Origin of the sequence: Peribacillus faecalis (genome assembly GCF_014712675.1) — a bacterium.
GTDB lineage: Bacteria > Bacillota > Bacilli > Bacillales > DSM-1321 > Bacillus_AD > Bacillus_AD faecalis.
In genome coordinates, this window is record NZ_JACXSI010000002.1 from 1 (window position 1) to 12,302 (window position 12,302).

At 39.6% G+C, this 12,302-nt stretch carries 13 protein-coding genes and 13 tRNA genes; 19 read left to right on the forward strand and 7 right to left on the reverse strand.

Features of this window, described 5'->3' with window-relative positions; all coding sequences use genetic code 11:
- The first annotated feature begins 33 nt into the window (after positions 1-33).
- The 14 genes from IEO70_RS01245 (at position 34) to IEO70_RS01310 (ending at position 1,939) form a co-directional block, all read left to right on the forward strand.
- Positions 34-109, forward strand: a tRNA-Ala gene (locus tag IEO70_RS01245).
- 26 nt (positions 110-135) lie between these two features.
- Positions 136-228 (forward strand) — tRNA-Ser (locus tag IEO70_RS01250).
- A gap of 38 nt (positions 229-266) precedes the next feature.
- A tRNA-Asp gene (locus IEO70_RS01255) sits at positions 267-344 on the forward strand.
- Between the two features lie 85 nt (positions 345-429).
- Positions 430-505: transfer RNA gene (locus IEO70_RS01260), tRNA-Phe, on the forward strand.
- Positions 506-538: 33 nt separating this feature from the next.
- Positions 539-623: transfer RNA gene (locus IEO70_RS01265), tRNA-Tyr, on the forward strand.
- 10 nt (positions 624-633) lie between these two features.
- Positions 634-707: transfer RNA gene (locus IEO70_RS01270), tRNA-Trp, on the forward strand.
- 14 nt (positions 708-721) lie between these two features.
- A tRNA-His gene (locus IEO70_RS01275) sits at positions 722-797 on the forward strand.
- 17 nt (positions 798-814) lie between these two features.
- Positions 815-886: transfer RNA gene (locus IEO70_RS01280), tRNA-Gln, on the forward strand.
- Positions 887-894: 8 nt separating this feature from the next.
- Positions 895-968: transfer RNA gene (locus tag IEO70_RS01285), tRNA-Cys, on the forward strand.
- Positions 969-985: 17 nt separating this feature from the next.
- A tRNA-Gly gene (locus IEO70_RS01290) sits at positions 986-1,059 on the forward strand.
- A gap of 4 nt (positions 1,060-1,063) precedes the next feature.
- Positions 1,064-1,140, forward strand: a tRNA-Ile gene (locus IEO70_RS01295).
- A gap of 9 nt (positions 1,141-1,149) precedes the next feature.
- Positions 1,150-1,224, forward strand: a tRNA-Asn gene (locus IEO70_RS01300).
- Between the two features lie 48 nt (positions 1,225-1,272).
- Positions 1,273-1,346 (forward strand) — tRNA-Arg (locus tag IEO70_RS01305).
- Positions 1,347-1,465: 119 nt separating this feature from the next.
- A complete protein-coding gene (locus IEO70_RS01310) occupies positions 1,466-1,939 on the forward strand; it encodes a YbaK/EbsC family protein (RefSeq protein WP_190996553.1) in 474 nt (157 codons plus the stop codon).
- 36 nt (positions 1,940-1,975) lie between these two features.
- Here the strand turns inward: IEO70_RS01310 and IEO70_RS01315 are convergent, their stop codons facing one another.
- Positions 1,976-2,629, reverse strand: coding sequence for a glycosyltransferase (locus IEO70_RS01315; protein ID WP_190996554.1), 654 nt, complete (start codon positions 2,627-2,629; stop codon positions 1,976-1,978).
- Positions 2,630-2,785: 156 nt separating this feature from the next.
- On the opposite strand from IEO70_RS01315, the gene IEO70_RS01320 reads away from it, so the two are divergent.
- Positions 2,786-3,421 carry a DUF305 domain-containing protein gene (locus IEO70_RS01320; protein ID WP_190996555.1) on the forward strand — a complete coding sequence of 212 codons (636 nt, stop codon included), beginning with the start codon at positions 2,786-2,788 and terminating at the stop codon, positions 3,419-3,421.
- 463 nt (positions 3,422-3,884) lie between these two features.
- On the opposite strand, the gene IEO70_RS01325 is transcribed toward IEO70_RS01320, so the two are convergent.
- The 6 genes from IEO70_RS01325 to pepT form a co-directional block, all read right to left on the reverse strand.
- Positions 3,885-4,232: a heme oxygenase gene (locus IEO70_RS01325; RefSeq protein ID WP_190996556.1), complete on the reverse strand. Its 348-nt coding sequence runs from the start codon at positions 4,230-4,232 to the stop codon at positions 3,885-3,887.
- A gap of 3 nt (positions 4,233-4,235) precedes the next feature.
- On the reverse strand, positions 4,236-5,021 hold the full coding sequence (locus tag IEO70_RS01330; RefSeq protein WP_190996557.1) for an ABC transporter ATP-binding protein: 786 nt from the start codon (positions 5,019-5,021) through the stop codon (positions 4,236-4,238).
- Positions 5,022-6,014, reverse strand: a complete 993-nt coding sequence (locus IEO70_RS01335; RefSeq protein ID WP_190996558.1) for a FecCD family ABC transporter permease — start codon at positions 6,012-6,014, stop codon at positions 5,022-5,024.
- A 3-nt stretch (positions 6,015-6,017) separates the two neighbouring features.
- Positions 6,018-6,983 (reverse strand): ABC transporter substrate-binding protein, encoded by a 966-nt coding sequence (locus IEO70_RS01340; protein ID WP_235973449.1) that lies wholly within the window; start codon positions 6,981-6,983, stop codon positions 6,018-6,020.
- Between the two features lie 163 nt (positions 6,984-7,146).
- Positions 7,147-7,395, reverse strand: coding sequence for a BRCT domain-containing protein (locus IEO70_RS01345; RefSeq protein ID WP_190996559.1), 249 nt, complete (start codon positions 7,393-7,395; stop codon positions 7,147-7,149).
- A 295-nt stretch (positions 7,396-7,690) separates the two neighbouring features.
- Complete coding sequence (gene pepT, locus IEO70_RS01350) at positions 7,691-8,923, reverse strand: peptidase T (RefSeq protein WP_190996560.1); 1,233 nt, start codon at positions 8,921-8,923, stop codon at positions 7,691-7,693.
- Positions 8,924-9,199: 276 nt separating this feature from the next.
- Between pepT and IEO70_RS01355 the strand changes: the two genes are divergently transcribed.
- From IEO70_RS01355 to IEO70_RS01370, 4 genes are read left to right on the forward strand one after another with little or no spacing between them, the layout of a single operon-like run.
- Positions 9,200-9,568, forward strand: coding sequence for a GntR family transcriptional regulator (locus IEO70_RS01355; protein WP_190996561.1), 369 nt, complete (start codon positions 9,200-9,202; stop codon positions 9,566-9,568).
- A 13-nt stretch (positions 9,569-9,581) separates the two neighbouring features.
- The gene (locus IEO70_RS01360; RefSeq protein ID WP_190996562.1) at positions 9,582-10,271 is read left to right on the forward strand and encodes an ABC transporter ATP-binding protein; all 690 of its coding nucleotides are present in this window, start codon (positions 9,582-9,584) and stop codon (positions 10,269-10,271) included.
- Positions 10,268-11,056, forward strand: a complete 789-nt coding sequence (locus IEO70_RS01365; protein ID WP_190996563.1) for a hypothetical protein — start codon at positions 10,268-10,270, stop codon at positions 11,054-11,056. Before IEO70_RS01360 ends, IEO70_RS01365 begins: the two co-directional genes overlap by 4 nt.
- 11 nt (positions 11,057-11,067) lie before the next feature.
- Positions 11,068-12,249 (forward strand): hypothetical protein, encoded by a 1,182-nt coding sequence (locus tag IEO70_RS01370; RefSeq protein ID WP_190996564.1) that lies wholly within the window; start codon positions 11,068-11,070, stop codon positions 12,247-12,249.
- The last annotated feature ends 53 nt before the right edge of the window (positions 12,250-12,302 follow it).

Here is a 12,302-nt window from a genome sequence, read left to right on the forward strand (position 1 = left end):
GGTTCGAATCCTGTCTTCCCGACCATTCTTTATGGGGCCTTAGCTCAGCTGGGAGAGCGCCTGCCTTGCACGCAGGAGGTCAGCGGTTCGATCCCGCTAGGCTCCACCATATACAATATTTATCCATGATGTCACGGAGGTATACCCAAGTCCGGCTGAAGGGATCGGTCTTGAAAACCGACAGGGGTGTAAAAGCCCGCGGGGGTTCGAATCCCTCTACCTCCTCCATCTAATTTATATTGTAAGCAATTAAAAAATGTCATAATGGTCCGGTAGTTCAGTCTGGTTAGAATGCCTGCCTGTCACGCAGGAGGTCGCGGGTTCGAGTCCCGTCCGGACCGCCATTTTTTATGTAGCGCGATAATCTTTCTTATGTTTAGATGAAGGATAAAGAAGAGCCGTATAAGCAGCGGTTGAAAATATGATTATGGCTCAGTAGCTCAGTCGGTAGAGCAAAGGACTGAAAATCCTTGTGTCGGCGGTTCGATTCCGTCCTGAGCCACCATTTTTACGTTAATCCTAGTTGTTGCAAATATATGGAGGGGTAGCGAAGTGGCTAAACGCGGCGGACTGTAAATCCGCTCCCTCAGGGTTCGGCGGTTCGAATCCGTCCCCCTCCACCATTTTTATACTAGGGGTATAGTTTAAAGGTAGAATAGAGGTCTCCAAAACCTTTGGTGTGGGTTCAATTCCTACTACCCCTGCCAAAAATACTGTGATGGCGATTGTGGCGAAGTGGTTAACGCATCGGATTGTGGTTCCGACATTCGAGGGTTCGATTCCCTTCAGTCGCCCCATCTAAAACTTATATCAATGGGCTATAGCCAAGCGGTAAGGCAACGGATTTTGATTCCGTCATGCGAAGGTTCGAATCCTTCTAGCCCAGTCATTTATGGCGGCATAGCCAAGTGGTAAGGCAGAGGTCTGCAAAACCTTTATCCCCGGTTCAAATCCGGGTGCTGCCTCCATCATATGTACCAACAATGCGGGTGTAGTTTAATGGTAAAACCTCAGCCTTCCAAGCTGATGTCGTGAGTTCGATTCTCATCACCCGCTCCATTATGGGCCTATAGCTCAGCTGGTTAGAGCGCACGCCTGATAAGCGTGAGGTCGATGGTTCGAGTCCATTTAGGCCCACCATAATGATGTTCCGCAGTAGCTCAGTGGTAGAGCACTCGGCTGTTAACCGAGCGGTCGTAGGTTCGAATCCTACCTGCGGAGCCATATTATTCATAATATAAGACTGAGAAGTCTTTTTTTTATGTACATATTGCGCCTTTAGCTCAGCTGGATAGAGCAACGGCCTTCTAAGCCGTGTGTCAGAGGTTCGAATCCTCTAAGGCGCGTCAGAAAGAATCCTGAAAAATGGGTTCTTTTTTTGTTGTCCAAATACTTTATTTCAGAACGAAAGAAAATTATGGTATAATCTCTGGAAGCTAAAACATAGGTATATGGAGGCAGAAAGATGGGAATCGAAGCAGTAAGAGAGCATTTTAAAACATATAACATGGTAGAGAAAATCATGGAGTTTGATCAATCAAGTGCAACGGTAGAGCAGGCTGCTGCTACTATTGGAGTCGTACCTGCGCGAATAGCTAAAACGATTTCTTTAAGAAGTGAAGAAGGGGCACTGTTGATTGTTGCAGCGGGAGACACAAAAATCGAGAATAAAAAGTTTCGTGAGGAGTTTGGTTTCAAAGCACGTATGCTTGCTCCGGATGATGTATTGAAAATGACGGGACATGCTATTGGAGGAGTTTGCCCTTTTGGTTTGAAATACGATTTAGATGTGTATTTAGATGAATCATTAAAGCGCTTTACTTCTGTTTTTCCTGCCTGTGGAAGTACGAATTCAGCAATTGAATTAACTTGTGAAGAGTTATTTATAATCTCGAATGCAGTAAAGTGGGTAGATGTATGCAAATCAAATGAATGTTAAATAGTAAAGGGACAGCTTTACGTTGTCCCTTTACTATTACTTAAATTTGTTCGGGAATTGCTTAATGATGCCATTAGATATTATATCTGCAAATTGAAGCATATGATTTACACCTTTATCGTTGGTAGCAATATTCGCTGGCCAGTCCTTTTTTATTCTTGCGACAGCCTCTTCGGTCACAAATCCTAAGTGCGTATCGAGCATTTGCTTTAGCTCCGAATGTGACCAATTAGGGTTAGCTTTGCTTAAGAAAATAGCAATATCATTTGCATTTTGATACCACTCTTTATTGCTTGCATCTAGTGCTTTCGTATCCCCGTTTTTAGCAGCATCTACTACTTTTACGGCAATCAAAATATGATCACGCAACAACTTTGCAAGTTGATTACCTGCCTCTTTTCCGTAATAAGGCTCAATGGACTTACCGAGGTCATCTTGATTTTTAAGCAGTCTTTGCAACACTGCTTGCTTGTCGGGAAGATTATCAACGTCGCTAATAATAAGATTTCTTGTCCAGAATACATGTTCACTCCAAAGTTTTCTTTTCTCCATTTTTAATGTAGTTGTTAACGGGGTGCAAATTACATTACTAGTATGCCTTTGTGGTGTTGCAGATGCATGAGATACTGAGAATAAGAAAGTGAGAGGCAAAAGAAGCAATAGCATAAGTGTATGGGACTTTTTGGTCATAAAATTTACTCCTTTGGTCTATATAGAAAGTTACTTTATATTATGGTCCGGTAAATATATTAATATGTACTGAATGATTAATAATGGTGATACGGAATAATCTTCTTTTTCCTTCCCATAATAAGACAGTAAATGTTTTATTAGGAGGAAGTGTTTATGAGGGTAAAAATAAGAAACGCAATTATTGTACTGGTGGCATATTTATTGCTTGCTTCCAGTTTAAGTGTGCACGCAGCACTTGATCCAGATGAAAGCAAATATATGGATAATTATAAAAGCATTATGCAGGTTATGCAGGAGGAAATGACAAATGCTCCGAAGACCGGAGATCCGTCTTTAGACTTTCTGTATGAGATGATTCCACATCATGAAGGAGCCATATCAATGTCAGAGAATCTGCTAGATTACGGAACAAATCTGGAAATGAAAAACTTGGCTGCAGCTATTGTTAAGGAGCAGTTATTAGCCGTTAAACAAATGAAGGCCTTGCTTGATAAACTAAAGGATGACCCGCAAGTTGATAAGAAAAAAGAATTAGAGTACTTAAAGGGGTATGAGAAGGCATATAAGGAAATGATGGATGAAATGGATGAAGTAAAGCCGACAGGGAATATCGATTTGGATTACCTTGAGGCAATGATTCCACACCACGAAGCAGGCATTGCTATGGCCTCCAATATATTAAAATATACAAATAATAAAGAGTTGCAAAAGATTGCAAACCAAATTATCGCAAACCAAAGTAAGCAAGTGAAGCAAATGGAGAAGCTTGAAGAAGGCTTGGAAGATTAAATAAAAGGAGTCAGTCCAAACATTAACGGGTTCTGTTATGGGGGACATTTTAAAAAATAACAGATGAAATCGCACACCTTTTAGCATCGCTATTGGTGTGTTTTTTTCGTTGGTCTGACAGTGTTTATGACGAAATAGCAATGAAAATCGCACCTAAAATCGCACCTTTTTCAGCGTGTACAATAGCTATTGTACATTTGTTTTTTGGTGCTGAAATGGTTGCGATTCTGCGTCATTTTTTCTTCATAAGGTTGATAGTTCAACAAAAAAGGCATTTCAACTTTACGCTGAAATGCCTGCGATTTATGGTGTTAAAACAGTGTTTTGTCCCCGAAAAGAGAACCCGTTATCCAAATATGGACTGACTCCTTTTCAGCGTATTTAAGAAGTTAACCAACAAGAGAAATCGGTAAATTCTTGAGAGTATGTGCCCTACCAAAAGGACCAGTGACGGTTTTTCTTCTTACTTAGCAGGAAGCGCTTCTGTAGTAGCGACGATATTTTGAATAATGATTTCACTGCCTAGGATTGGTGAATTTTCTTTTTCTTGTTTTTCTGCTTCAGATCCCGGTTCAGGACGTTTGTGAGCGTCTCTGAACGAATCGCTATTTCTCCAAGCGTTAAAGCTTTCTACGTTATCCCAGAACATATTTACGTTTAACTCATCATATTCAGTTAATCCTTGAGTAACTGCTACTTCTACTTTAATGAAGCCCTCAAATTCAAGAAGTGAGCTTGGACGCACAAATCCAGGAGCCATTTTTTCAGCAAATCCTACTTTAGTTTTAATGCGGTTTGTTACGATGATCATAATTTATTTCCCCTTTATTGGTTTATTTGGAATAATAATTGGATAACTATCTTCAAATCTAATGCTTGCATCTATATTGTACACGTTTTTTAAAAATTCGGATGTTAATATGCTCTGCGGTTCGCCGAATTTTGCCACGCATCCCCCCTTTAAAGCAATTAAAAAGTCACTATAAGCTGCAGCTTGCTGCAACTCATGTAGTACCATGACAATGGTGATTTTGTATTCTTCATTAATTTGTTGAAGAATTTCCATAACGTCTATTTGATGTGCTATATCAAGGTAGGTTGTTGGTTCGTCTAATAGCAAAATATCTGTTTTTTGTGCGAGAGCCATAGCAATTCGCGCCTTTTGCTGTTCGCCGCCTGACAAAGAATGAAACATCCTGTTTTGATTTTTTGTGATGCCTGTTACATCCATTGCCCATTCAATGATTTCGTCATCTGCAGAAGTATTTCCTTTCTGAAAAAGGCTTTTATAAGGCGAGCGTCCGTAAGAAACCAATTCTTTTACTGTTATATCAGGCAAAGACTGCTTTGATTGCGGAAGCATTGAGACAGTTTTGGCAAAATCTTTCTTCTTATAACATTCTACTGGTTTATCATACACGCAGATTTCTCCGCATTTGCATGTCAGAAGCTGAGAAATGATCTTTAGAAATGTTGATTTTCCTGAGCCATTCGGACCGATAATGGTTGTAATCTTACTTTTTGGTATTGAAAGGTTAATGTCATTGAGAGAAAAACCTTCAATCTGATGGCAAATATTTTTGGCTTCAATTGCAATCATTTAAATCAGTCTCCGTTTCTTCAATAAAGTTAAAAAGAACGGTGCGCCTAAGCAAGCGAGTAAAATACCAACCGGAAGTTCAATCGGGTCAAACCAAGATCTTGCAGCCGTATCTGCTAAAACAACGAGAAAAGCGCCACCTACAGCTGAAAAAGGAACTAAATAACGATAGTCATCTCCCATCAGCAATCGGATGACATGCGGAATGACAAGACCTACAAAGCTAATTAAACCAGAGACGCTGACTGCAGTCCCAGCCAGGAATGCAGCTAAAAGGATGATAAGCAGTCGTTTCAATTCTACACGTTGCCCAAGCAGTTTAGCTGAATCATCTCCTAGAAGCAGTATATTGGCGGAACGGATAGCGAATAAAGATAAAATCAAGCCAATAATTGCATATGGAGCCATGAACTCCAGATGATACCAACTGCGGCCGCTCAAGCCTCCGGAAAGCCAAGGAAGAACAGCTTGAACCCGATCGCTGTAAATAACCATAATCCCATTCTGGACAGCACCAAGCAGTGCGTTGATGGCGACACCGGCTAAAATAATCTTAATAGGAGAGGCTCCTTTGTCCCACGCCAGTAAATAAATGATAATAGCAGTTAAAAAGGCTCCGGCAAAAGCTGTAATCGGCAAAAGATAAGACAGCTGCGGAAGTGCGACCATCGTTAGACTGGCGGCTAAACCGCCTCCTGCTGTCACACCGATAATTCCCGGGTCAGCTAATGGATTTTTCATGACGCCCTGAAGAAGAGCGCCAGAAACAGCAAGACAAGCTCCCACTAATAATCCGATTAAAACACGGGGAAGACGCAGATCAAGAATGATGGTTTCCTGTACGGCATCTCCTCCTGAGAAGACAGCGATGATATCACGGATTGAAATTGGTACTGACCCGGATGTTAATCCATAAATAACAGCAATGACCAGAAGAAATGGGGAGATAATAAACCCCCATTTCCTTCGGGATGATCTTTGTTGAATATTCATTGTTTATTGTGCGCTTTTAAGCAATGTATGCATATAATCAAGTGCATCCACTACTTTTGTGCCAGGATTATCGCCGAATAAGTCTGCCGGTAATATTTCAATACGCTCATTCTTTACTGCATCGATGCTGTTCCACGCTGGGTTTTGTGCCATTTCGTTAATAAAGCCTTCTTTAACAGCACTAGGGTCAGCATGAGTCATCAAAAAAATGTATTCAGGATTTGCTTCAACAATTCTTTCTGTATTTAATTGCGCATATTGCGGATATTTCTCAATTGCCGGATAGTCGGAAGCAATATTCTCTCCCCCTGCTAATTCTAGCAAGTTACCGCTTAAAGAATTTGGCAGGGCCGCCATGTACGTACCCGGTGCGCCATAAATAAGTAATACGCGTGTTTTTGAGTCGACTGTTTCCGCTTTAATATCGGCAACCTTTTGTTCAATATCAGCGACCAGCTCTTTTGCTTTATCTTGCTTTTGAATCATTTTGCCGAATAACGTAATTTGGTTTTGTATATCAGAAACAGAATTAGCGTGTGTCAATATAATTTGAGAGCCAATTCCTTCAATGCTGGCAATATCTTTCATGTTCAATGGATTATTCGCCAAGACTACGTCCGGTTTCAGGCTTGCAATCTTCTCTAAATCAAACTCATGCGTGTTGCCAACTTGTTCAACATTGGCAAACTGTGTGTTTAGTTCCTCATTATGTGTCGTTGCTCTTCCGACAAGCTCACCGCCAAGCGCATATATGATATCCAATTCCCCGTTGCCTACTGAAACGATGTTTGAAGGAACTTTATCAAAAGTGATCGTTCGATCTGTAAAGTCAGTAATAGAAATAGCTGTATTTTGTTGCTCTTCCGTTTTGGATGATGATGATGCTTTCTCATTAGCAGCTTCATTTGCTCCGCAGCCTGCTAATGTCAGCATTGATGCCATCAGTAAATATGTAAATCCCTTTTTCATATTAATCCCCCATTCCATACTAGTAATGAAAATCATTTTCAATTAGAATGATAATGATTTTCATTATCATAGTCAATGAAATAATAGAAAATTTTTCTTGGTTATTTGATAAATATTCAAGAATGCTATCTTTATATAATAAAAAAGAGTATTGTCTTTGAGATCAATACTCTTTCTCTATCATTTTATATAATTCATCTTCTGTAATAGTATATGTGCCATGTCTAAAGGCAGCGGAAGTCTTTGTATTTCCAAAGCGCTGACCAATAATCAAGTAATCTGTTTTGGCTGTAACAGCACCCATCATGTTTCCACCATTTGCAATAATCTCTGATGCAACTTCTCGGCGTGTTTTTGATAGCCTGCCAGTAATGACAAAATTCTTCCCAGCTATTGAATGATTTTCTTTCATATTTTCATTGTCCCCTATGCTTGTGTGTCTCTTATAGTAAAGTAAAATAGTGAACTTGTTAAGTGGTTAAAAGTTATATTTGAATAGCAAAAAGATTTTCGGTTGTTGAATTACTAAAATTTCAGCTGCTTATGGCCGCTTATTCGTTAACAAAATGTTCAATTTATTAATAGATGTTATAGCAATAATGAAATTAAAACACTAAATTATTTTCATCAAAAGTCTTTATTATATCAAGAAAAGAAAAGCAACTGCTTGAGGGACATTTCATCCTCTAAACAGCTGCTTTTGTTATTTAAGCTCGTTGTTCGTAAAGTTTAACGATTTCGATGATGACATTTGTCGCTTTTACCATGTTATCTACTGAAATATATTCAAATTTTCCGTGGTAGTTCTCACCGCCAGTGAAGACATTAGGAGTCGGAAGTCCCATATAAGATAGTTGCGAGCCATCTGTGCCGCCGCGGATTGGTTGAATGATCGGTTCAATATCCAAGTTCTTCATCGCTTGGTAGGCGATATCGACGATTTCCTTAACAGGTTCGATTTTCTCCCCCATGTTGTAGTATTGGTCGTTAATTTCAATCATGATGCGATCTTTTCCATACTTCTCCTGCAATTCAGCAGCTATAGCCTGTATTTTATCCTTTCGGGCAGCAAATGTTTCTTTGTCAAAGTCACGGATAATGTAATACAGATTTGTTTCTTCTACATCACCATTGAAAGATATTAAATGATAAAAACCTTCATATCCGTCTGTATACTCCGGTGCTTCTTCAACTGGAAGCTTGCTTTGGAATTCCATTGCGATTTTTGTCGAGTTGATCATCTTATCTTTTGCTGTCCCGGGGTGCACGTTTTTTCCTTTAATTTTTACTTTTGCTTCAGCGGCATTAAAGCTTTCATATTGAAGCTCGCCTAGCGGACCACCGTCCATTGTATACGCATACGTAGCGCCGAAAGCTTTTACATCGAATTTGTGCGGGCCTCTGCCGATTTCTTCGTCGGGTGTGAAAGCTACGCGGATTTTGCCGTGTTTAATTTCAGGGTGCTGAATCAAATAATGCATTGCTGTCATAATTTCAGCAATCCCGGCTTTATTGTCGGCGCCAAGAAGTGTCGTGCCGTCTGTTGTAATCAGGGTGTGACCTTCATATTGCGGAAGTTCCGGGAATTCTTTCGGTGATAAGACAACATTTAAAGCTTCATTTAGGACGATATCATTACCGTCATAATTTTCAACAAATTGCGGGTTCACGTTTGCGCCTGTCATATCCGTTGCTGTATCAACATGTGCCAGGAAACCGATTGTCGGGATATCTTTATTTGTATTTGCCGGTAATGTTGCCATGACATATCCGTTTTCATCGATTGTCACGTCGCTCATGCCGATTTGCTTCAGTTCCTCTACCAGCATATGACCCAGCGTGAGCTGACCTGGCGTTGTCGGGCAAGTTGTACTACTCGCACTGGATTGTGTATCTACTTTCACATATGTAATAAAACGTTCGACCATTTCATTTCTCATTAGTATCAAGGCTCCTTACAAAATAATATATAACTATCTTATCATGAGCAGAATGCTAATTAAATATTCAGTAAAAAGTAAAATGCAGTATGCATTTATTGCTAGATTAATAAAATAATAGATTGCTATTCTTTAAAGGTTCCTAGAATCTAAGTGTTATAAAAAAATCCTAATTTAGAAAAATAAGGTAGACGAACAAAGTGTATTAATGTAATAATACATTCATGCGGTGTACTAGTCAGATAATACAGATAGTTTACGAAGGGAGGAGATTGTTTGAAGCTTGTGCTGAATAACCGTGATCCGGTTTACTTGCAGGTTGTGAACTATTTCAAGCAGCAACTGGCCACCGGGCAATTGACGGGCGGACAGGAAGTACCATCTAGAAGGGAACTAGCAATGATGCTCAATATCAATCCGAATACGGTACAGAAAGCGTATAAAGAAATGGAGGATCAAAAGCTGATTATGACGGAACGAAATTTTCCAAGCAAAGTGACGACTGATGAAGCAATTCTGCAAAATGTGCGAAAAGAATTAATATATGAAGCGACAGCTCAGTACATACGAGCGATGAAGCAAATTGCTGTGCCGGTAGAGGAAGTGCTGGATGTGGTGAAAGAAGAATTCAAGAAAGTTCAGTAAGGAGGGAAAAAAGATGATTGAAGTGAAAGGGATTTCCAAAAAGTACGGATTCAAAAAGGTATTGAAGGACATATCATTTACTGTCAACAAGGGAGAAATCACGTGTTTGATCGGCATCAACGGAACCGGTAAGTCTACTACGCTGAAATCGATTGTCGGCTTAACGCCTTTCGATCGCGGGGATATTTTGATTGACGGAATAAGTGTGAAGAAGAAACGCAGTGAAAATGTTGCTTTCATTCCTGACCATACGACCATGCCGTCCAGGATGAAGATTAAACAGGCCTTTCAATTTATGAAAGATTTCTATCCGCGCTGGAATGAAAGACGAGCACAAGAGCTTATGGGGTATCTCGGTTTGAGCAAGGAGCAAAAAATAGGCGAACTGTCGAAAGGAAATGCAGCAAAGGTCAATTTGATTCTGGGGTTATCTTTGAATACAGATTATGTGCTTTTAGATGAACCTTTTTCAGGCGTCGATGTATTTGCCAAAGAGAAAATCCGTGCTTTATTCTCTTCACATTTCATTGAAGACAGAGGAATATTGCTGACGACGCATGAAATTGATGAGGTGGAGCATTTGCTTGATCGCGTCGTAATTTTAAGTGAAGGAACGATTGTGAAGGACTTCTATACAGAGCAAGTGCGAATGGATGAGGGGAAATCTGTCATTGATATGCTGCGGGAGGTGCATGAAGGATGAAAAGCTATTTGAAGCTTGTTGATTTCGAAGTGAAACGGTTTTGGAAAATTTACGCGGCACTGATTGCTTTTCTTGTTATTCTGCAGCCGGTTTCAATGCTGATTAGCATGAATGGCATCATAGATGATATCGAAAGGGGATTGATTGCAGAAGTCTCCTTGACTGATTTTACGCAGTCCGTTTTGTTTGTGGTCCCTATCTTGCTGTGCATTGGAGCGCTTGTTGCTTATGTATTTGCAACATGGTATATGGAATGGTTCGGAAAAAACACATTTGCTTATCAACTGCTTCTTCTTCCGGTCAACCGCTTGTCGATTTATTTGGCCAAATTAACCTCATTGCTACTATTCATCATGGGCTGTTTAATTGTACAATTAGCCATTTATCCATTATTAAAATTAATATTTTTCATTCGGATTCCGGAGCAATACCAAGTGAAGCCTGATGTGATCAGCTGGATAGGCTCTGATGAGTATATGGAATTTCTCATCCCTATTCAAGGTCCTAATTTCATTGTCAATTACGGGTTAGGAATCACTATAGTCATCATTATATTTACAATGATTATATTGGAAAGAAGTTTTCGCTTGAAGGGTATTATGTTTGCTGTCTTATATGCTATTGGATGCTTACTTCTATTTCTGCTGGCTGATTTCATCAAAGTATGGTTCTTGCCTTTATATGCAGATGAGTACATGGTAATTAAAATAATTAGCATCATCATTATGCTCGTGTTGTCCGGCTGGATAAGCTTTATAGTGATGAATAAGAAAATATCGGTATAGGGAGTGAGAAGATGAATCGTTATGTTTTTACAATCATGCTTGCTTTAGCAGGAATATTAGGTATCAGCCTTTTTTATGGGTATGTGAATCAAACGGTAGCCTCACCTGAAGATTTCAGTATTGAAACCGTTGCAGGAGATGAAAAGGAACTGGAGAATGTTTCGTTAGCGGGAAGGCTATATTTCAAAAATGTACCGTATAGTCTTTTGCTCTCTCATGATCAGACGGAGTTGAATACTGATTCTGCTCTTGATTGGATGCATACTGCCTATGTCCATAGTGCCGGTGAAATTCGTATAAAAGAGTTGCAGAAGAAATACAGGAGCTTTATGCGAGGTAAGGATAATACGTATCATCTTTTTGAAGACGAGCACTTTCTCATATATAGCGAACTGGATGTGGAGAGGGCAGCTGCTGAAAAGTATGAAGGAGACATTCACCTCAGCTTTTTTGATAAAGGAAAAGAAGAAGGGAAGGATTTTATCCTACCTTTACCGCATGAAATTGAAAAATACGGTGAGTCTCTCAGCTTATATGATATTCAACTATTGGACCAAGAGGTTGTGTTGATGCTTTACGGTAATCAAGATGATGTGAGTGCTGTATGGCGGGTTGCTGTTAATATCAATCAGGAAAAAGTAGTTTCACATACTTTAATACATGAAATGGAGTCATCAGAATCTGCTTATATGAGCGCAGGAAATGATTCGTTGACGAAAGAGAAGTATATGCTGATAAGCGAAATGCACGATGAAGAGAAAGCCGATGGAACGATAGGGACTAAAGAAAAGCTATTTGCTGCAAACATCGAGAGCGGGGAGATGCAGGAAATTAGTATGCCGGATAAGTATCAGTATGATGAATATGGGTTATTGGTTGATGATGAATCAATCTATTATATAGCATACGCGGAAGGTACAATGTATAAATATGATTTTTTGAAAGATGCATTTGAACCAATGTGGACTCATGATGCTATAGCTGCAGGAAATGTATTGTTGGCTGTAAAGGATAATCGAACTTATTTGCTTGAGAATGGTACTGATCATAAGGAAGGGCGAACAGAAGGAGATATCAATTTTTATGTGCTGCACACTGACAATGGCGAAGAATTGTACCAAGGAAGAGTAAAGGGTGCTGCTGAAACTGCAGATTTTAATTTTACGATTATTTACCCGAAACAGTTTGAATAGAATTGAATGGACTAAAGGGACAAATATATCCCTTTAGTCCATTCATTTTTTAG